This is a genomic window from Enterobacter cloacae complex sp. P6RS, from assembly GCF_014982245.1.
Classification (GTDB): domain Bacteria; phylum Pseudomonadota; class Gammaproteobacteria; order Enterobacterales; family Enterobacteriaceae; genus Enterobacter; species Enterobacter bugandensis.
Genome location: NZ_JADCLB010000028.1, coordinates 59465 through 80454, shown reverse-complemented (window position 1 = coordinate 80454; position 20990 = coordinate 59465). Strand labels below are relative to the sequence as shown.

18 protein-coding genes and 1 riboswitch are annotated in these 20990 nt (G+C 57.5%); of the genes, 13 read left to right on the top strand and 5 right to left on the bottom strand.

Translation table 11 applies throughout. The features are described 5' to 3' along the window. Positions 1-475 precede the first annotated feature (475 nt). From leuL to leuD, 5 genes are all read left to right on the top strand, one after another. Positions 476-562: a leu operon leader peptide gene (gene leuL / locus INF73_RS22300; RefSeq protein WP_071993742.1), complete on the top strand. Its 87-nt coding sequence runs from the start codon at positions 476-478 to the stop codon at positions 560-562. 91 nt (positions 563-653) lie between these two features. After that, entirely contained in the window at positions 654-2225 is a 1572-nt protein-coding gene (leuA, locus tag INF73_RS19455; protein ID WP_028015499.1) for a 2-isopropylmalate synthase, read from the top strand. Next, positions 2225-3316: a 3-isopropylmalate dehydrogenase gene (gene leuB / locus INF73_RS19450; RefSeq protein ID WP_014882533.1), complete on the top strand. Its 1092-nt coding sequence runs from the start codon at positions 2225-2227 to the stop codon at positions 3314-3316. Before leuA ends, leuB begins: the two co-directional genes overlap by 1 nt. Positions 3317-3318: 2 nt before the next feature. Beyond that, a complete protein-coding gene (gene leuC / locus INF73_RS19445; protein WP_059357868.1) occupies positions 3319-4719 on the top strand; it encodes a 3-isopropylmalate dehydratase large subunit in 1401 nt (466 codons plus the stop codon). A 10-nt stretch (positions 4720-4729) separates the two neighbouring features. Then, positions 4730-5335 carry a 3-isopropylmalate dehydratase small subunit gene (gene leuD, locus INF73_RS19440; protein ID WP_028015497.1) on the top strand — a complete coding sequence of 202 codons (606 nt, stop codon included), beginning with the start codon at positions 4730-4732 and terminating at the stop codon, positions 5333-5335. A 92-nt stretch (positions 5336-5427) separates the two neighbouring features. Here leuD and INF73_RS19435 read toward each other — a convergent pair whose 3' ends face one another. The 3 genes from INF73_RS19435 to sgrT all read right to left on the bottom strand — a co-directional run bounded on the left by INF73_RS19435 (position 5428) and on the right by sgrT (position 7248). Continuing rightward, complete coding sequence (locus INF73_RS19435; protein WP_010427008.1) at positions 5428-5580, bottom strand: Hok/Gef family protein; 153 nt, start codon at positions 5578-5580, stop codon at positions 5428-5430. A 216-nt stretch (positions 5581-5796) separates the two neighbouring features. Continuing rightward, positions 5797-6975, bottom strand: a complete 1179-nt coding sequence (locus INF73_RS19430; protein ID WP_028015496.1) for a sugar efflux transporter — start codon at positions 6973-6975, stop codon at positions 5797-5799. A 120-nt stretch (positions 6976-7095) separates the two neighbouring features. Continuing rightward, complete coding sequence (gene sgrT / locus INF73_RS19425; protein WP_045631150.1) at positions 7096-7248, bottom strand: glucose uptake inhibitor SgrT; 153 nt, start codon at positions 7246-7248, stop codon at positions 7096-7098. A gap of 88 nt (positions 7249-7336) precedes the next feature. Between sgrT and sgrR the strand changes: the two genes are divergently transcribed. The 4 genes from sgrR (at position 7337) to thiQ (ending at position 12415) form a co-directional block, all read left to right on the top strand. After that, the gene (gene sgrR, locus INF73_RS19420) at positions 7337-8992 is read left to right on the top strand and encodes an HTH-type transcriptional regulator SgrR (protein WP_059357867.1); all 1656 of its coding nucleotides are present in this window, start codon (positions 7337-7339) and stop codon (positions 8990-8992) included. Between the two features lie 36 nt (positions 8993-9028). Then, a riboswitch (TPP riboswitch) is annotated at positions 9029-9129 on the top strand. Positions 9130-9160: 31 nt separating this feature from the next. Beyond that, on the top strand, positions 9161-10144 hold the full coding sequence (thiB, locus tag INF73_RS19415; RefSeq protein ID WP_126326304.1) for a thiamine ABC transporter substrate binding subunit: 984 nt from the start codon (positions 9161-9163) through the stop codon (positions 10142-10144). Beyond that, positions 10120-11730 carry a thiamine/thiamine pyrophosphate ABC transporter permease ThiP gene (gene thiP / locus INF73_RS19410; RefSeq protein WP_193541096.1) on the top strand — a complete coding sequence of 537 codons (1611 nt, stop codon included), beginning with the start codon at positions 10120-10122 and terminating at the stop codon, positions 11728-11730. The genes thiB and thiP overlap by 25 nt, the downstream gene beginning before the upstream one ends. Next, entirely contained in the window at positions 11714-12415 is a 702-nt protein-coding gene (thiQ, locus tag INF73_RS19405) for a thiamine ABC transporter ATP-binding protein ThiQ (RefSeq protein ID WP_028015492.1), read from the top strand. The genes thiP and thiQ overlap by 17 nt, the downstream gene beginning before the upstream one ends. Before the next feature lie 43 nt (positions 12416-12458). Here the strand turns inward: thiQ and INF73_RS19400 are convergent, their stop codons facing one another. Beyond that, the gene (locus INF73_RS19400; protein WP_028015491.1) at positions 12459-13226 is read right to left on the bottom strand and encodes a DedA family protein; all 768 of its coding nucleotides are present in this window, start codon (positions 13224-13226) and stop codon (positions 12459-12461) included. A 118-nt stretch (positions 13227-13344) separates the two neighbouring features. After that, on the bottom strand, positions 13345-14190 hold the full coding sequence (araC, locus tag INF73_RS19395; protein ID WP_028015490.1) for an arabinose operon transcriptional regulator AraC: 846 nt from the start codon (positions 14188-14190) through the stop codon (positions 13345-13347). Between the two features lie 335 nt (positions 14191-14525). Between araC and araB the strand changes: the two genes are divergently transcribed. From araB to polB, 4 genes are all read left to right on the top strand, one after another. After that, positions 14526-16235 (top strand): ribulokinase, encoded by a 1710-nt coding sequence (araB, locus tag INF73_RS19390; protein ID WP_193541094.1) that lies wholly within the window; start codon positions 14526-14528, stop codon positions 16233-16235. A gap of 10 nt (positions 16236-16245) precedes the next feature. Then, positions 16246-17748: an L-arabinose isomerase gene (gene araA / locus INF73_RS19385; protein ID WP_028015488.1), complete on the top strand. Its 1503-nt coding sequence runs from the start codon at positions 16246-16248 to the stop codon at positions 17746-17748. A gap of 47 nt (positions 17749-17795) precedes the next feature. Then, complete coding sequence (araD, locus tag INF73_RS19380; protein WP_028015487.1) at positions 17796-18491, top strand: L-ribulose-5-phosphate 4-epimerase; 696 nt, start codon at positions 17796-17798, stop codon at positions 18489-18491. A gap of 74 nt (positions 18492-18565) precedes the next feature. Further along, the gene (gene polB / locus INF73_RS19375) at positions 18566-20923 is read left to right on the top strand and encodes a DNA polymerase II (RefSeq protein ID WP_193541092.1); all 2358 of its coding nucleotides are present in this window, start codon (positions 18566-18568) and stop codon (positions 20921-20923) included. The last annotated feature ends 67 nt before the right edge of the window (positions 20924-20990 follow it).

Genomic DNA, 20990 nt, shown 5'->3' with positions numbered 1-20990 from the left:
ATGCTATAATACAAAACGGCACAAAGGATATGCTTAACTTTAGTGTTTGAATGAAACCATAAACCAAATCAATATACAATAACCATCCAGTTAAGGATGACTTAAGTATAATTAAACTGTTATCGACATTGAGCAGAATTAAGTTAACAATCTGTTATCAATGATTCTATTTGAAGGGAGAAAAAGCTCTCTCAAAAAAAGATAACTCGATGATAGTAAAACGGTTTAAAGAGAAAGCATTTGTGAGGACTGCGTCACCTGAAAAATACCCGTTATGTTTATTCGTTTCTGCAAATGTTTTTTAAGTCCAAAAATAGACAATTAGTTAAGTTAAAAATCAAAAACCCAGCACAATAAGCTAAACAACACACCCTCTCTGTTTAGCCTTCTGGGGCCGTTTTTACCATCAGGGGTTGACATGCACAGCTGTATCCAGTACCACTAAAAGCATATTGAATTTAACGGAGCACGATTCATGACACGCACCATTCGTTTCATCGGTCTACTACTACTAAACGCATCCACTGTGCGCGGTAGACTGGCGGGCGAAATTCAGCGTTGAATCGTCACCAATAAGACTAAAAACCCGCGCCACTGCGCGGGTTTTTTTATGCTCGTAGCAAGGCGCCCTAAGACTGACAAGGACCTAACCCATGAGCCAGCAAGTCATTATTTTCGATACTACTTTACGTGACGGTGAACAGGCATTACAGGCAAGCCTGAGTGTAAAAGAGAAACTGCAGATTGCGCTGGCTCTCGAGCGTATGGGCGTCGACGTGATGGAGGTCGGTTTCCCCGTCTCCTCTCCGGGTGATTTTGAATCCGTACAGACTATCGCCCGCACCATTAAAAACAGCCGCGTGTGCGGTCTGGCGCGCTGCGTAGAGAAAGACATCGACGTTGCGGCTGAGTCGCTGAAGGTGGCCGAAGCCTTCCGTATTCATACCTTTATTGCAACCTCACCAATGCACATCGCAACCAAGTTGCGCAGCACGCTGGATGAAGTCATTGAACGCGCGGTATACATGGTTAAGCGCGCACGCAACTACACCGATGACGTTGAATTCTCCTGTGAAGATGCGGGCCGTACGCCGATTGAAGACCTGGCGCGCGTAGTCGAAGCCGCCATCAACGCGGGCGCTAAAACCATCAACATCCCGGACACCGTCGGCTATACCATGCCGTTTGAGTTCTCCAACATCATTACCGGCCTGTATGAGCGCGTACCTAACATTGATAAAGCAATCATCTCAGTACATACCCATGATGATTTGGGCCTGGCCGTAGGCAATGCCATCGCTGCGGTGCACGCCGGTGCACGTCAGGTAGAAGGTGCAATGAACGGTATCGGTGAACGCGCGGGCAACTGTTCACTGGAAGAAGTGATCATGGCCATCAAGGTGCGCAAAGACATCATGAACGTGCACACCCGCATCAATCACAACGAAATCTGGCGCACCAGCCAGACCGTCAGCCAGATTTGCAACATGCCGATCCCGGCTAACAAGGCGATTGTTGGAACCGGCGCGTTCGCCCACTCCTCCGGTATTCACCAGGACGGCGTGCTGAAAAACCGTGAAAACTACGAAATCATGACTCCGGAATCCATCGGCCTGAACCAGGTTCAGCTGAACCTGACCTCCCGTTCCGGTCGTGCGGCAGTGAAACACCGGATGGAAGAGATGGGCTATCAGGACAGCGATTACAACATGGATCAGCTGTACGACGCGTTCCTGAAGCTGGCCGACAAGAAAGGCCAAGTATTCGATTACGACCTGGAAGCGCTGGCCTTCATCAACAAGCAGCAGGAAGAGCCAGAGCACTTCCGTCTGGACTACTTCAACGTGCAGTCCGGCTCCAGCGACATCGCTACCGCCTCGGTCAAGCTGGCCTGCGGTGATGAAATTAAAGCGGAAGCCGCCAACGGTAACGGCCCTGTGGATGCCATCTATCAGGCGATCAACCGCGTTACCGAGTACGACGTAGAGCTGGTGAAATACGACCTGACGGCGAAAGGGCACGGTAAAGACGCGCTGGGTCAGGTGGATATCGTCGTCAACTATAATGGCCGCCGTTTCCACGGTGTGGGCCTGGCGACGGATATTGTCGAATCCTCCGCGAAAGCGATGGTGCACGTCCTGAACAACATCTGGCGCGCCGCTGAAGTCGAAAAAGAGTTGCAACGCAAAGCTCAGAATAAAGAGAACAACAAGGAAACCGTGTAATGTCGAAGAACTACCATATTGCTGTGTTGCCGGGTGACGGTATTGGTCCGGAAGTGATGGCACAGGCGCTGAAAGTACTGGAAGCCGTTCGCTCGCGTTTTGCGATGAAAATTACCACCAGCCACTACGACGTGGGCGGTATTGCGATTGATAACCACGGAACGCCATTGCCAAAAGCCACCGTTGAAGGCTGCGAAAATGCCGATGCCGTGCTGTTTGGATCCGTCGGTGGCCCAAAATGGGAACACCTGCCGCCGGCAGAGCAGCCAGAGCGCGGCGCGCTGCTGCCGCTGCGTAAACATTTTAAGCTGTTCAGTAACCTGCGTCCGGCTAAGCTGTATCAGGGGCTGGAAGAGTTTTGTCCGCTGCGCGCGGATATCGCGGCCAACGGTTTCGACATCCTGTGCGTGCGTGAGCTGACGGGCGGGATCTACTTCGGTCAGCCAAAAGGTCGCGAAGGCAGCGGTCAGCATGAGAAAGCGTTTGATACCGAGGTGTACCACCGTTTCGAAATTGAACGTATCGCCCATATCGCCTTTGAATCTGCACGCAAGCGCCGCCATAAGGTGACCTCTATTGATAAAGCGAACGTGCTGCAGTCGTCCATTTTGTGGCGCGAGATCGTCAGTGAAGTCGCTAAGCAGTACCCGGACGTTGAGCTGTCGCATATGTACATCGACAACGCGACCATGCAGCTGATTAAGGATCCGTCCCAGTTTGACGTGCTGCTCTGCTCCAACCTGTTCGGCGATATTTTGTCTGACGAGTGCGCGATGATTACCGGCTCTATGGGCATGCTGCCATCGGCCAGCCTGAATGAAGAAGGCTTTGGCCTGTACGAACCGGCGGGCGGTTCCGCGCCGGATATCGCAGGCAAGAACATTGCGAACCCGATTGCGCAGATCCTCTCCCTGGCCCTGCTGCTGCGCTACAGCCTCGATGCAGGCGACGCAGCAACCGCAATTGAAAACGCCATTAACCGGGCGTTAGAAGAAGGCGTCCGTACCGGTGACTTAGCGCGCGGCACGGCAGCAGTCAGTACTGATGAAATGGGCGACATCATTGCCCGCTATGTCGCTGAAGGGGTGTAATCATGGCCAAGACGTTATATGAAAAATTGTTTGATGCGCACGTTGTCTACGAGGCGCCAAACGAAACCCCGCTGCTGTACATTGACCGCCACCTGGTGCACGAAGTGACCTCTCCGCAGGCCTTCGACGGCCTGCGCGCGCACAAGCGTCCGGTGCGCCAGCCGGGTAAAACCTTTGCCACGATGGATCATAACGTCTCCACCCAGACCAAAGACATCAATGCTTCCGGCGAGATGGCGCGCATCCAGATGCAGGAGCTGATCAAGAACTGCAACGAATTTGGCGTGGAGCTGTACGATCTGAACCACCCGTATCAGGGCATCGTCCACGTGATGGGACCTGAGCAGGGTATTACGCTGCCGGGCATGACCATCGTCTGCGGCGACTCCCATACCGCGACCCACGGCGCGTTTGGCGCGCTGGCGTTCGGCATCGGCACATCGGAAGTTGAGCACGTTCTGGCGACGCAGACTCTGAAACAGGGCCGCGCCAAAACCATGAAGATTGAGGTGAAGGGCAAAGCCGCGCCGGGTATCACCGCGAAAGATATCGTGCTGGCGATTATCGGCAAAACCGGCAGCGCAGGCGGTACCGGTCACGTGGTGGAATTCTGCGGTGAAGCCATTCAGGCGCTGAGCATGGAAGGTCGTATGACCCTGTGTAATATGGCTATTGAGATGGGAGCTAAAGCAGGCCTGGTCGCACCGGACGAAACCACCTTCAACTATGTGAAAGGCCGTCTGCACGCGCCGAAAGGTCAGGATTTTGACGACGCGGTCGCGTACTGGAAAACCCTGAAAACTGACGACGGTGCCACCTATGATACCGTTGTCACGCTGCAGGCGGAAGAGATTGCGCCGCAAGTCACCTGGGGTACCAATCCTGGCCAGGTCATCTCTGTCAACGACAGCATTCCTGACCCGGCTTCCTTCGCCGATCCGGTCGAACGCGCCAGCGCGGAAAAAGCGCTGGCCTATATGGGGCTGAAACCCGGCGTACCGCTGACCGACGTGAACATTGATAAGGTGTTCATCGGCTCCTGCACCAACTCCCGTATCGAGGATTTACGCGCGGCGGCAGAGATTGCCAAAGGTCGCAAAGTGGCGCCGGGCGTGCAGGCGCTGGTGGTTCCAGGCTCCGGTCCGGTGAAAGCCCAGGCGGAAGCGGAAGGACTGGATAAGATCTTTATCGAAGCAGGCTTCGAATGGCGTCTGCCGGGCTGCTCCATGTGTCTGGCGATGAACAACGACCGCCTGAACCCGGGCGAGCGCTGCGCCTCCACCAGCAACCGTAACTTTGAAGGCCGTCAGGGCCGGGGTGGACGCACTCACCTGGTCAGCCCGGCAATGGCCGCCGCTGCGGCAGTCACCGGCCATTTCGCCGATATTCGCAGCCTGAAATAAGGAGACAATCATGGCAGAGAAATTTACCCAACATACGGGCCGTGTTGTCCCGCTGGACGCCGCTAACGTCGATACGGACGCGATCATTCCGAAGCAGTTTTTGCAGAAAGTGACCCGCACCGGTTTTGGCGCACACTTGTTCAACGACTGGCGTTTTCTGGACGACAAAGGCGAAGTGCCAAACCCGGAGTTCGTCCTGAACTTCCCGGAATACAAAGGTGCATCCATTCTTCTGGCGCGGGAAAACTTCGGCTGCGGCTCCTCGCGTGAGCATGCGCCCTGGGCGCTGACCGACTACGGCTTTAAGGTGGTTATCGCCCCGAGCTTCGCGGATATCTTCTACGGCAACAGCTTCAACAACCAGTTACTGCCGGTGACGCTGAGCGACGAGCAGGTCGATGAACTGTTCGCGCTGGTTAAGGCAAATCCAGGGATGGCGTTTGAGGTGGATCTGGAAGCGGAAGTGGTAAAAGCCGGGGATAAGACCTACAGCTTCAGCATTGATGCCTTCCGTCGCCACTGCATGTTGAACGGTCTGGACAGCATTGGCCTGACGCTCCAGCACGAGGACGCCATCTCAGCGTACGAGAAAAAACAGCCTGCGTTTATGGGCTAAAGGCAATGGCCCGCAGGGCGCGGGCCATTGATAAGGGTGCGTTGAGGCTCAACCACTCTGGAGAGGCGGGGACACTTCCCCCGCCAATACCGCTAACGTTTTGCTTCGTAAGCCAACACTGCCGCCAGCTCTGTTTTCTCCTGTCTGAAGTGCAACTCACACAGCGAATCACGCACCATCCAGGTGAAGATCAATAGCGTCGTACAGATCAGAAACAAACCTAACAGCAGAGTACGTTTTGGCATTCCAGCCTCCTTATTGCTTTTCGGCAATGAAGAGACTAACCTCGCAATGTTGGTTGTGAAGTTGGTCTCCCCATCATTTTTTTGATGTGGGACTCTCCACTGTTTGCCTCTTGCGAAAGCCTGAGGCAAACAGCCTCAAGCACCCGTCACGCACTCTATGCGCCTTCTCTGTATCTGTCAGAAAATCGTTTCATTTCGTGAAGCCGCCTTCCAGAATCAAACATCCTTGACCCGGCAGGTCAGCCCAAGCGTTACCACCGAAATCGCCGCAATCATCCAGTAAACCGAGGCATGACCATAACTTTGCGCCAGCGCGCCCTGAATCACTCCCGCCAGAATAACGCCCGTCGAAATACTGTTGGTAAAAAGCGTTGTCGCAGAGCCGGCGCGGCCGGGCATGAGATCCTGGAACCAGAGCATGCCGATCCCGGCAACGATGCCGATAAACACGGCATTAAACAGCTGCAGCGCCAGCAACGCTTCACGCGAATGGAAAAGGAGCAGCCCCGCGTAGAACAGCACCCCAGCCGCCACGGCAACAATCATCATCCGACGCTTTCCGAAGCGCTTAACGTAATACCCCGCCAGAATCATCGCCGGAATTTCCAGCCCGGCGGCGGTCCCCATTAAGATCCCCGCAAGCTTGTCCGGTAGGCCTAGATCGCTGCTGATCCACAGCGGCATATCAATAATGTACATGGTGTTGCAGGTCCACATCAGCGTGGAGGCGATAAACAGCATCCGCACGTTTTTATCCTGCCAGCCGCTCACCTGAGTGATCGGCTTATCCGTCGTCTGCTCAACCCGGGCGACAGACGGCAGCGCAAAGGCAATCAGAGCCAGACTGATAATAAAAATGCCTGCCGCGATAGAAAACATGACCGTAAAGCCATAGTTCAGCGCCAGCATGAAGGCCAGCGGCGGACCGATGACCCACGCGAGCGAGAGCTGTGCGCGCATCACCGAGCTGAACATCACCACCTCTCGCGCCGAGCTGTCGGCATATTCACGGGCCAGCGCGAACAGCTGCGGCATGGCAGTGTTCGCCAGAGAGGCCAGCAGCACGCCGCAGGTGATGAGCGTCAGGTAATGACGGTTAAAGGCAAAAAGCAGCGCGTTGCCCACGGCCATGGCGCAGCAAAAGAGGATCAGCCTGCGGCGATCGCCCTGGCTGTCGGATCGTTTCGCCAGCCCCAGGCTAACGAGGATCCCGGCAATCGCGTTAACGGTATAAAACAGGCCCACCCAAAACGGCTGCGCCCCCACCTCGCGGCTGAGAAACAGGCTCAGCGTCGGTGCCTGTAGCGCACCGGCCACGCCCATCATGAAGGCCACCAACATAAAAGCAGCATACACGCCGTTCAGGCGGCGCCCCATCGTCATCAACCACAGCATGCGCAAGTCCTTGTGAAAGCGAATCGAAATTGGGTGAAAGAATAAACGAAAAAAGCCAGCAAAAACATTTTGCTGGCGGGTGATAAACACCAATACTCAGTCACACATGATCGAGGCGAGTTAGCGAGAAGAGGTCGGTTTCGTAACGTCCCACTGCATCAGATCTTCCAGGATTCTCAGCCGTTGCTCTGCACACTGGCGGGCCAGCCAGGACACTCCTTTTGTCGCTGAAAAGTACTGCTGATAAAACTGACGTGCGGTAGACCTCTTCATAATTTACCTCCTCACTTCATCGGGAAGCATTATTGGCTTAATATAGGGATTAATAAATTGCTGATTTTTTGTCAGGAGTTCCTCTTTTATGCCATCCGGTCGACTGCAACAACAATTCATTCGCCTGTGGCAGTGCTGCGAGGGTCAATCGCAGGAGACCACGCTTAACGAGCTGGCAGAACTCCTCAACTGCTCTCGCCGCCATATGCGCACGTTACTCAACACTATGCAGCAGCAGGGCTGGCTAAGCTGGGAGGCCGAGGCGGGACGCGGCAAGCGCTCACGCTTGACCTTCCTGTATACCGGCCTGGCGCTGCAGCAGCAGCGGGCGGAGGATCTGCTGGAGCAGGACCGTATCGATCAGCTGGTGCAGCTGGTGGGCGACAAGGCCGCCGTGCGCCAGATGCTGGTCTCACACCTGGGACGCAGCTTTCGCCAGGGACGCCACATTCTACGGGTGCTTTACTATCGTCCGATGAAAAATCTGTTGCCCGGCACGGCATTGCGTCGCTCTGAAACCCACATGGCCCGGCAGATATTCAGCGGTCTGACGAAAATAAATGAGGAAAACGGGGAACTGGAAGCGGATATCGCGCACCACTGGCAGCAGCTTTCCCCCCTGCACTGGCGATTCTTTTTACGCCCGGGCATTCACTTCCACCATGGCCGCGAGCTGGAGATGAGTGACGTCATCACCTCTCTGGAGCGTGCCCGCACGCTGCCGCTCTATTCGCATATCACGCGGATCCACTCCCCCACGGCCTGGACGCTGGATATTGAGCTGTCCCAGCCAGACAACTGGCTGCCGTGGCTTCTGGGCTACGTGCCCTCGATGATCCTGCCTGCCGAGTGGCGATCCCTGAACAATTTTTCCAGCCAGCCGATCGGTACAGGCCCCTACTCCGTTACGCGCAATAACAGCAATCAGCTGAAGATCCGCGCCTTTGATGACTATTTTGGCTATCGGGCGCTGATCGACGAAGTGAACGTCTGGGTGTTACCGGACCTCAACGAAGAACTGAGCGCAGGCCTCACCCTGGAGGGGCCCACAACCAGCGAAAAGGCGTTCGAAAGTCGCCTGGAGGAGGGCTGCTACTATCTTCTCTTTGACAGCCGCAGCCACCGCGGAGCAAACCACGATGTCCGCAAGTGGATCAGCCATATTCTGGCCCCGGCGAACCTGATTTATCACGCTGAAGAGCAATACCAGACCTGGTGGTTTCCGGCCTATGGCCTGCTTCCGCGCTGGCACCATGCACAGCCGGTCCGTAGCGAGAAACCTGCCGGGCTGGAGACCATCACCCTCAGCTACTATCGCGATCACATTGAGCATCGGTTTATCGCGAGGATCATGAGCAAGCTGCTCGCGGCCGAAGGCGTGACGCTGGCGATACAGGAAGTCGATTATGATGAATGGCACCGCGGGGATGTCGTCAGCGATATCTGGCTCAACAGCGCGAACTTCACGCTGCCGCTGGATTTCTCTCTCTTTTCGCACCTGTATGAAGTGCCCCTCATTCAGCACTGCATCAGCCGGGACTGGCAGCAGGACGCCGCGAAGTGGCGGGCAGGAGAGATGGATCTGGCCGCGTGGTGCCAGGAGCTGCTGGCCGGGCAGACGATCGTACCGTTGATCCACCACTGGCTGCTGATCCAGGGACAGCGCAGCATGCGCGGCCTGCGGATGAATACCCTTGGCTGGTTTGATTTTAAATCTGCCTGGTTTGCGCCGCCGGAGCCATAACGCTTTCGTAATATTCACCAAATCATTACAATAGCGCCGTTCTCAACGGGGTGCTGCATCACAGATGTGCGCTGAGATAATACCCGTCGAACCTGATCCGGATAACGCCGGCGAAGGGATTTGAGGCTGTTTCTCAAAATCCTTTGCCACTCAACCCTGAGGTGCAAAGTGTTAAAAAACGTTCTTCCTCTGCTGGCGCTGGTTGCGCTGCCTGTTTTTGCTAAGCCTGTTCTGACGGTCTATACCTACGACTCATTCTCCGCCGACTGGGGCCCCGGCCCGGTGGTTAAAAAAGCCTTTGAAGCCGACTGCAACTGCGAGCTGAAGTTCGTGGCGCTGGAAGATGGCGTGTCGCTGCTTAACCGCCTGCGCATGGAAGGGAAAAACAGCAAGGCCGACGTGGTGCTCGGGCTGGATAACAACCTGCTGGAAGCCGCCACGCAAACCAGACTGTTTGCCAAAAGCGGCGTAGCGGCAGATGCCGTCAACGTGCCGGGCGGCTGGAAAAACGACACCTTCGTTCCCTTCGATTACGGCTACTTTGCATTCGTCTACGATAAAAACAAGCTGAAGAACCCGCCGAAGAGCCTGAAAGAGCTGGTCGAAAGCGACCAGAAATGGCGCGTGATATACGAAGATCCGCGCACAAGCACGCCGGGTCTGGGCCTGCTGCTGTGGATGCAGAAAGTCTACGGAGACAAAACGCCGGAGGCGTGGCAAAAGCTGGCTGCGAAAACCGTTACGGTCACTAAAGGCTGGAGCGAAGCCTACGGCCTGTTCCTGAAAGGCGAAAGCGATCTGGTGCTGAGCTACACCACCTCTCCGGCCTATCATATTATTGCCGAGAAGAAAGACAACTACGCGGCTGCGAATTTCGCTGAAGGTCACTACCTGCAGGTTGAAGTGGCTGCCCGCACCGCCGCCAGCAAACAGCCGGAACTGGCCGAGAAGTTCCTGAAATTTATGGTCTCCCCGGCATTCCAGAACGCCATTCCGACGGGCAACTGGATGTACCCGGTTACCGACGCGACGCTGCCGGCAGGCTTTGAGCAGCTGAACAAACCGCAGACCGCGCTGGAATTTACGCCGCAGCAGGTTGCCGCTCAGCGCGCCGCATGGATAAGCGAATGGCAACGCGCCGTCAGCCGCTGATCCCCGGCTGGTTAGTTCCCGGACTGATTGCCGCCATACTGATGGTGGTCGTCAGTCTGGGAGCGTTTCTGGCGCTGTGGTTTAACGCGCCAGAGAGCGATCTGCTCGCGCTTTGGCACGATAGCTATCTCTGGCACGTTATCCGTTTCTCCTTCTGGCAGGCGTTTCTTTCCGCGCTGCTGTCAGTCATCCCGGCCATTTTCCTTGCGCGCGCCCTCTATCGCAGACGTTTCCCCGGCAGGCTGGCACTGCTGCGCCTGTGCGCCATGACGCTGATCCTGCCCGTGCTGGTGGCCGTCTTTGGCATCCTGAGCGTATACGGTCGCCAGGGCTGGCTGGCCTCGCTCTTCGCGTCTTTAGGCCTGGAATGGACCTTCTCTCCCTACGGGCTGAAGGGCATCCTGCTGGCACACATTTTCTTCAATATGCCGATGGCGACGCGCCTCTTTTTGCAGGCGCTGGAGAACATACCCGGCGAGCAGCGCCAGATTGCGGCCCAGCTCGGCATGCGCGGATGGTCATTCTTCCGCTTTGTCGAATGGCCGTGGCTGCGACGCCAGATTGCCCCGGTGGCCGCGCTGATCTTTATGCTCTGTTTCGCCAGCTTTGCGACCGTGCTTTCTCTCGGCGGCGGCCCGCAGGCCACCACCATTGAGCTGGCGATCTATCAGGCATTAAGTTACGACTACGATCCGGGGCGCGCCGCGTTGCTGGCGATCGTACAGATGGTGTGCTGCCTGGCGCTGGTGTTACTCAGCCAGCGGCTGAGCAAAGCGATCCCCGCAGGAAGCAATAATCTTTCTGGCTGGCGCGATCCGCAGGACAGCCTGCACAGCCGCATCTCGGACGTGATGCTGATTGCGCTGGCGCTCCTGCTTCTGCTGCCGCCGCTGCTGGCCGTGATCGCCGATGGCCTCAACAGGAATGTGGTATCGGTACTTCAACAGCCGGTCCTGTGGCAAGCCACGTGGACCTCATTGCGTATCGCGCTGGCAGCCGGGCTAATCTGCGTGGCGCTGACCATGATGCTGCTCTGGAGCAGCCGCGAGCTGTACGCGCGACATGCCCGTAAAGCCGGACACGCGCTGGAACTGACGGGCATGCTGATCCTGGCGATGCCGGGCATTGTGCTGGCGACCGGCTTCTTTTTACTGTTTAACAGCACCATCGGCCTGCCGGAAAGCGCCGACGGCATCGTCATTTTTACCAACGCCTTAATGGCCATACCGTACGCGCTGAAGGTGCTGGAAAACCCGATGCGGGATGTTAACAGCCGGTACAGCGCCCTGTGCCAGTCCCTTGGCATTATGGGCTGGCGGCGGCTGAAAGTGGTCGAACTACGCGCCCTTAAGCGGCCGCTCGCTCAGGCGATGGCCTTCGCCTGCGTGCTGTCGATTGGGGATTTTGGCGTGGTGGCCCTCTTTGGCAATGAAGATTTCCGCACGCTGCCTTTCTGGCTTTATCAGCAAATTGGCTCCTATCGCGGCCAGGACGGCGCGGTCACGGCACTTTTACTGCTGGTGCTGTGCTTTGCGTTATTTACCGTTATCGAAAAACTCCCGGGGCGTGATGTTAAAACTGACTGATGTAACCTGGCTTTACCAGCATCTGCCGATGCGTTTTACCCTCTCCGTTCGTCAGGGAGAGCGAATTGCGGTGCTTGGCCCAAGCGGAGCCGGTAAAAGTACCCTGCTCAATTTGATTGCCGGTTTTTTGCAGCCTGTCAGCGGGTCGATATTCATTGATAATGGCGAGTATACCTACGCTCCGCCGGCTAAGCGCCCGGTGTCGATGCTGTTTCAGGAAAACAATCTGTTTAATCACCTTACGGTGTGGCAGAACATCGCGCTGGGAATCGATCCGGGGTTAAAACTCAATGCTGCGCAGCGTCAGAAGCTGGAGGCGATTGCCGAACAAATGGGCCTGTCCGCGTTGATTTCAAGACTGCCCGGTGAGCTTTCCGGCGGCCAGCGTCAGCGCGTGGCGCTGGCACGTTGTCTGGTGCGCGAGCAGCCGCTGCTGCTGCTCGACGAACCCTTCTCGGCACTCGACCCGGCCCTGCGCCAGGAGATGCTCTCGCTGGTGGAAGAGGTTTGCCAGCGCCAGCAGATCACGATGCTGATGGTTTCGCACAGCATTGAAGATGCCGCACGCATTGCGCCGCGATCGGTAGTGATCGCGGAGGGACGGATTTTGTGGGATGGAGAAACAGAAGAACTTCTGAGTGGTAACGCGGGGGCGTCTTCATTGTTAGGCATTCGTGCGGTCTGACGCCCTCACCCTGGCCCTCTCCCACGGGGAGAGGGAAAACACCTTAACGGCTAACCACCTTCAGCAGGATTTCGCCGTACACCGGCATCAGCGGATGACGAATCAGCGCGACCAGCGCTACCACCGCCACGCCCAGCGTCAGCGGGGCCAGCCAGAGCAGGCGCGTGCGCGGGAGATAGTGCGTCAGGCGATCGACACTGGCTTTCGCGCTGCGCCATAGCCGCCAGCAGAGCCAGGCCGCCAGCCACAGCAGTACCGCCGTTCCCAGCAGCAGCCACTTGAACTCACCGCTTTGCATACCGTCAGGGATATCAATGGCCGCACCCGCGAGGATCCCCGGCAGGAAGTAAAACGGCGGCCAGAATACGCAGCCGATAATGTTCGGCACCACGAATTTTGCGACGGGCAGATCCAGCATCCCCGCCACCATCGGCACCAGCGGACGCGTTGGCCCGACAAAGCGGCCTACCAGAATGGTGAACATGCTGTGCTGGTGCAGCGCATGTTCGGTTTTATCCAGCAGCGCTTTGTTCTTTTTCATGAACGACCACCGGTGCAGCGGCTTCTTAAAGCGCCAGCCCAGCCAGAAGGAGATCCAGTCCCCCAGCAGGCAGCCGATAATCCCGGCCAGCCACGCCTGCCAGAAATTGACCTCACCGCTGCCGATCAGCGCCCCAAGCCCCGCCATCATCACGGTGCCGGGCAGGATCAGCCCAACCAGCGCCAGCGATTCCAGAAACGCCACCAGCGCCACGGCGATGAGCGAGTACATAACGGACTGGGTAATAAAGTGTTCCAGCAATGCCTGCATAACTATTCCGGTCAGAAAACGAATCAGCGATTCTGCTTAGCGCCCCGCACCGCGTCAAGGCATCAATTGTCTGAATAGTTTACAGGATGCTCCTGAAGTTCACCTGAATGTTTACCGTTTATTCACATCCCGCGCGGAATTCACTGGGACTGGCGCCTGTGCACTTCTTAAAGACGCGAGAGAAATAGAGCTGATCTTCAAAGCCCACGTTGCGTCCGACGGTCGCGATAGGCATCCGGGTGGTGCTGAGCAACAGCTTTGCCTGGCTGATGCGCTGATCCTCACGCCAGCTCAGCACGCTCACGCCAAGCTGCTGGCGGAACAGGTGTGACAGGCGGGACGGCGAAAGACAGACGTGCTGGGCAACGCTGGCGATATCAAACTGGCTGTCGGCCAGATGGTCGCTGATGTACTGGCAGGCGTCGCGGACGCGGTTATCCAGCGGTGGGTTAAGCGACTCGTTGATCGCCTCCATGCGGCGCAGCAGCACCTGCTCAAGCAGGTTGATAGCCAGCAGTTCGGCATAGCGCCCGCCCGCCTGCCCCGCCTCAATAATTTGTGCGAACAGTTCACGAAACTGCGCCAGATGCGCCTCATCCGGACGATAAAAACCGGTTTGCGCGAAAATAGCCGGCCATGAAAGCCACTCCTGCCAGTAGGCGCGCGGGCGGAAATAGACCCACTGGTGATACCACTCTTTGGCGTCCGGGTGACGCCCGTAGTGGTGGATCTCCCCCGGCGGGAACAGCAGCATATCGCCCGGGCGGCAAACAAACTGCCGATCGCCGTTTTTTATCACCCCTTCCCCGCGTACGGTCAGGTTCAGAATATACCCTTTCATGCCGAGCGGCCGGTCGACGTAAAAATCGAGATACCCCTCGGCCTCAATTGGCGTCAGCCCCGCCACCAGATGGGCGTTAAATGAGTATCCCGGCAGCAGGGGATCGTTTTGCGGTTCGGCCATAGATTCAGTTCTCCCAAGGGTCCTGAAGGAAACCATTTGTCCATATCGTTAAAAGCAGTATAAAAATGGCCTGCGAAAAGATCCAAAAAGCATCACGCCTCTTTTACGTCCGCCATGTTTCAGCCTTTTCCCCTGATTTTTCTGCCGGCACGGGCAGAGAAGCAGTAACAAAAGTGTCTATAAGTGCGGCAGAAATGTCCACATTGAATATTTGCACGGCGTCACACTTTCCGTTGCTACAGCAATTTAGTCCATAAGATTAGCGGATCCTGCCTGACGATTTTTATCCCCAGTCTCTAATGTTCTTCCATACCTGTTTCGGATGGAGCAACACCATGGCAATTGCAATTGGCCTCGATTTTGGCAGCGACTCGGTTCGCGCGCTGGCAGTGAACTGTACGACTGGCCAGGAGATAGCAACCAGCGTTGAGTGGTATCCGCGCTGGCAAGAGGGGCGCTACTGCGATGCGCCAAACAACCAGTTCCGTCACCACCCGCGCGATTACATTGAATCGATGGAAGCGGCGATCAAAACCGTGCTGGCTGAACTGACTGACGCCCAGCGGGCCGACGTCGTGGGGATTGGTGTCGACAGCACCGGTTCAACGCCAGCCCCGGTGGACGCTGAAGGCCGCGTGCTGGCGCTGCGCCCGGAGTTTGCCGACAACCCGAACGCCATGTTCGTGCTTTGGAAAGACCATACTGCCGTGGAAGAGGCGGAAGCCATCACCCGCTTATGCCATCAGCCGGGCAAAACCGACTACTCGCGCTACATCGGCGGCATCTACTCCAGCGAATGGTTCTGGGCCAAAATCCTGCACGTTACCCGCGCGGACGCTTCGGTCGCCCAGGCCGCGGCATCCTGGATTGAGCTGTGCGACTGGGTTCCCGCCCTGCTCTCCGGCACCACTCGCCCGCAGGATATCCGCCGCGGCCGCTGCAGCGCCGGGCATAAATCCCTGTGGCATGAAGGCTGGGGCGGTCTTCCTCCGGCAGCGTTCTTCGATGAACTTGACCCGATCATCAACAAAAATCTGAAATACCCGCTCTTTACCGACACCTTCACCGCCGATATTCCGGTCGGCACGCTCTGCGAAGAGTGGGCGACGCGTCTCGGCCTGCCGCAAAGCGTGACCATTTCCGGCGGCGCGTTCGACTGCCACATGGGTGCCGTGGGTGCGGGTGCGCAGCCTAACACGCTGGTGAAAGTGATTGGCACCTCCACCTGCGACATTCTGACGGCAGATAAAGCCAGCGTCGGCGACCGCGCGGTGAAAGGGATCTGCGGCCAGGTTGACGGCAGCGTGGTGCCAGATTTTATCGGCCTCGAAGCCGGTCAGTCCGCGTTTGGCGATATCTACGCCTGGTTTGGCCGGGTGCTCGGCTGGCCGCTGGATCAGCTGGCTGCCGCGCATCCTGAGCTGAAAACGCAGATTACCGCGAGCAAAAAACAGCTTCTGCCGCAGCTCACCGAAGCCTGGGCAAAAAATCCGTCCCTCGACCACCTGCCGGTGGTGCTGGACTGGTTTAACGGTCGCCGCACGCCGTTTGCCAACCAGCGCCTGAAGGGGGTGATTACCGATCTCAATCTGGCGACCGATGCCCCGGCGCTGTTCGGCGGTCTTATTGCCGCCACCGCGTTCGGCGCGCGCGCCATTATGGAGTGCTTCACCGAACAGGGCATCGACGTGAACAACGTGATGGCGCTGGGCGGTATCGCCCGTAAAAACCCGGTGATTATGCAGGCCTGCTGCGACGTGCTGAACCGTCCGCTGCAGATTGTGGCCTCCGATCAGTGCTGCGCGCTGGGCGCCGCGATTTTCGCTGCCGTGGCCGCAGGCGTTCATCCGGATATCCCGACCGCGCAGCAGCATATGGCAAGCGCCGTCGAAAACACGCTCCAGCCGCGTGTCCAGCAGGCACAACGCTTTGAACAGCTTTATCAGCGCTACCAGCAATGGGCAAAAAGCGCCGAGCTTCACTATCTCCCTGTCGCCGCCCCGGCCAAAAGCACCGCGGACACTACGGCAACCCTGACCCATTAAGGACACGATGATGACCATTTTTAATAATTATGAAGTGTGGTTTGTGATTGGCAGCCAGCATCTGTACGGACCGGAAGCGCTGCAGCAGGTAACGAAACACGCGGAGCACGTGGTTAACGCGCTGAACGCGGAAGCCAAACTGCCGTGCAAACTGGTGCTGAAGCCGCTGGGTACGACGCCGGACGAAATCACCAATATCTGCCGTGACGCCAACTACGACGACAAATGCGCCGGCCTGGTCGTGTGGCTGCACACCTTCTCACCGGCCAAAATGTGGATCAACGGCCTGGCAATCCTCAACAAACCGCTGCTGCAGTTCCACACTCAGTTCAATGCCTCCCTGCCGTGGGACAGCATCGACATGGACTTCATGAACCTGAACCAGACCGCGCACGGCGGCCGCGAGTTCGGCTTCATCGGCGCGCGCATGCGCCAGCAGCACGCTGTGGTCACCGGCCACTGGCAGGACGGCAAGGCGCAACAGCGTATCGGCTCCTGGATGCGTCAGGCGGTCTCTAAGCAGGATACCCGCCACCTGAAAGTGGTGCGTTTCGGCGACAACATGCGTGAAGTGGCGGTGACCGACGGCGATAAAGTCGCGGCGCAGATCAAGTTCGGCTTTTCCGTGAATACCTGGGCGGTGGGCGACCTGGTGCAGGTGGTGAATGACATCAGCGACGGCGACGTGAGCGCGCTGGTGGACGAGTACGAAAGCAGCTACCGCCTGACGCCTGCGGCGCAAGTTAACGGCGACAAGCGCCAGAACGTGCTGGATGCAGCGCGCATTGAGCTGGGCATGAAGCGTTTTCTGGAACAGGGCGGCTTCCATGCCTTTACCACTACATTTGAAGACCTGCACGGCCTGAAACAGCTGCCGGGTCTGGCAGTACAACGTCTGATGCAGCAGGGCTACGGCTTTGCGGGTGAAGGCGACTGGAAAACTGCCGCTCTGCTTCGCATCATGAAGGTGATGTCGACCGGTCTGCAGGGCGGCACCTCCTTTATGGAGGACTACACCTACCACTTCGAGAACGGCAACGATCTGGTGCTCGGTTCGCACATGCTGGAAGTGTGTCCCTCCATCGCGGTTGAAGAGAAACCGATCCTTGACGTGCAGTACCTCGGCATCGGCGGCAAAGCGGATCCGGCCCGTCTGATCTTCAACACCCGTACCGGTCCGGCCATCAACGCCAGCCTGATCGACCTCGGCGACCGCTTCCGCCTGCTGGTGAACTGTGTCGATGCGGTTGAAACTCCGCACTCTCTGCCGAAGCTGCCGGTCGCCAATGCCTTGTGGAAAGCGCAGCCGGACCTGCCAACCGCGTCAGAGGCGTGGATCCTGGCGGGTGGCGCGCACCACACCGTCTTCAGCCACGCGCTGGACCTGAACGATATGCGCCAGTTTGCCGAGCTGCACGATATCGAGCTGACCGTGATTGATAACGACACCCGTCTGCCAGCCTTTAAAGACGCGCTGCGCTGGAACGAAGTCTATTACGGTTCAAAACGCTAAGTACGTAATGCCCGGTGGCGCTGCGCTCGCCGGGCAGGGAGACAACGATGTTAGAAGATCTCAAACGTCAGGTACTTGAAGCCAACCTGGCGCTGCCAAAACATAACCTGGTGACCCTGACCTGGGGCAACGTCAGCGCCGTTGACCGGGAAAAAGGGGTATTCGTGATCAAGCCTTCGGGCGTGGATTACACGGTGATGACCGCAGAGGATATGGTCGTGGTCAGCATCGAAACGGGTGAAGTGGTGGAAGGTAACAAAAAACCGTCGTCCGATACGCCCACCCACCGTCTGCTGTATCAGTCCTTCCCGACTATCGGCGGCATCGTGCATACCCATTCGCGTCACGCGACCATCTGGGCGCAGGCGGGCCAGTCCATTCCGGCCACCGGCACCACCCACGCGGACTACTTTTACGGCACCATTCCCTGCACGCGTCTGATGACCGATGCGGAGATTAACGGTGAGTACGAATGGGAAACCGGGAACGTGATCGTCGAAACCTTTGAAAAACAGGGGATCGACGCGGCGCAAATGCCCGGCGTACTGGTGCATTCCCACGGCCCGTTTGCCTGGGGTAAAAACGCGCAAGACGCGGTGCATAACGCGATAGTGCTGGAGGAAATCGCCTACATGGGGATCTTCTGCCGCCAGCTGGCACCGCAGTTGCCGGATATGCAGCAAACCCTGCTGGATAAACACTACCTGCGCAAGCACGGCGCGAAGGCCTATTACGGACAATAAACTGTATATATCCCCAGCATAAAACATTCAACCAGGCTATAATCAGGCCTGGTTTTGTTTTATGGGATGGCGGCGTGGCACAGGCGCAAGAAGGCTTTTTACTGACCCGACACTGGCGGGATACCCCTCAGGGCACCGAGGTTGCGTTCTGGCTGGCGACAGATAACGGCCCGCTGCACGTTACGCTTCCTCCTCAGGAATCCGTGGCGTTTATCCCTGAACATTACGTCGAGAAGGTAAAACAACTGCTGCGCGATGAGAACGGCTGGCGCCTCACGCCTCTTGAGCTAAAAGATTTCCATCGTCAGCCGGTGTATGGCCTTTACTGCCGCGCCCATCGCCAGCTGATGCGCTACGAAAAACTGCTGCGCGAAGCGGGCGTGACGCTCTACGAAGCGGACATTCGTCCGCCGGAACGCTTTCTGATGGAGCGGTTTATTACCGCCCCCGTCTGGGTTGACGGTGCTGAGCAAAACGGCACCCTTATCAACGCTCGCCTAAAGCCTAATCCGCATTATCGCCCCCCGCTAAAGTGGGTTTCCCTGGATATCGAAACCACCCGTCACGGCGAGCTATACTGCATCGGCCTGGAAGGCTGCGGGCAGCGGGTTGTCTATATGCTCGGGCCGCCGAACGGCGATGCGTCCGCGCTCGATTTTCAGCTTGAGTACGTCAACAGCCGACCGCAGCTGCTGGAGAAGCTTAACCAGTGGTTTGCCGAGCACGACCCGGACGTGCTGATCGGCTGGAACGTGGTGCAGTTTGACCTGCGCGTGCTGCAAAAACACGCAGAGCGGTATCGCATCCCACTGATGCTCGGGCGCGGAAATACGGAGCTGGAGTGGCGCGAGCACGGCTTTAAGAACGGCGTATTCTTTGCGCAGGCCAACGGCCGCCTGATTATCGACGGCATCGAGGCGCTGAAATCCGCGTTCTGGAATTTCTCCTCCTTCTCTCTGGAAGCGGTAGCGCAGGAATTGCTCGGTGAAGGCAAATCCATCGACAACCCCTGGGACCGCATGGACGAGATTGACCGGCGCTTCAACGAAGACAAACCGGCGCTCGCCACCTATAACCTGAAAGACTGCGAGCTGGTGACGCAGATATTCCACAAAACCGAGATCATGCCGTTCCTGCTGGAGCGCGCGACGGTAAATGGCCTCGCGGCTGACAGGCACGGCGGCTCGGTAGCCGCCTTTAGCCACCTCTATTTCCCACGAATGCACCGTGCGGGCTATGTTGCGCCCAACCTCGGGGACGTACCGCCGCAGGCCAGCCCCGGCGGCTACGTGATGGACTCCCGCCCAGGACTGTATGATTCGGTTCTGGTGCTGGACTACAAAAGCCTCTACCCGTCAATTATCCGCACTTTCCTTATTGACCCGGTGGGGCTGGTGGAGGGGATGGTGCAGCCAGACGATACGCACAGCACCGAAGGTTTTCTCGGGGCACGCTTCTCGCGCGAAAAACACTGTCTGCCGGAGATTGTGGGGAACATCTGGCACGGCCGCGACGAGGCGAAACGTCATGGCAACAAGCCGCTCTCGCAGGCCCTGAAAATTATTATGAACGCTTTCTACGGCGTGCTGGGTACCAGCGCCTGCCGCTTCTTCGATCCGCGTCTGGCGTCGTCCATCACCATGCGCGGACACGACATCATGCGTCAGACCAAAGCGCTGATTGAATCCCGGGGCTATGACGTTATCTACGGCGACACGGATTCAACCTTTGTGTGGCTTAAGGGCGCACATTCAGAAGACGACGCCTCACGAATCGGCAAAGAATTGGTGGCCTTCGTAAACGACTGGTGGCAGGAACATTTGCAAAAAGAGCGGTTAACCAGCGCATTAGAACTGGAATTTGAAACCCATTTTGCCCGCTTTTTAATGCCCACCATCCGCGGTACTGACCAGGGCAGCAAGAAGCGCTACGCCGGGCTGATCCAGGAGGGTGAAAAGCAGAGAATGGTGTTTAAGGGGCTGGAGACGGTGCGCACTGACTGGACGCCGCTGGCCCAGCAGTTCCAGAAGACGCTCTATCTGCGGATCTTCCGCAACGAGCCCTATCAGGACTACATCCGCGAAACCATCGCCAGCCTGATGGCCGGCGAGCTGGATGACCAGCTGGTGTATCGCAAGCGCCTGCGCCGCCCGCTGGCGGAGTACCAGCGCAACGTCCCGCCCCACGTGCGCGCCGCGCGCCTGGCGGACGAAGAGAATGTACGCCGGGGACGCGCGCCGCAGTATCAGAACCGGGGGACGATAAAATACGTCTGGACAACGAACGGGCCGGAGCCCGTTGATTACCAGCAGTCGCCTCTCGATTACGATCACTACCTGACCCGCCAGCTTCAGCCGGTTGCGGAGGGAATTTTACCGTTCATGGACGACGATTTTGCTACACTTGTGACAGGGCAACTTGGCCTATTTTGACGCGTGACGAAATGGCTGCCATCCAGTACCATAGCGCCCTTTCCATTCCCGGACCCATTTTTCGATG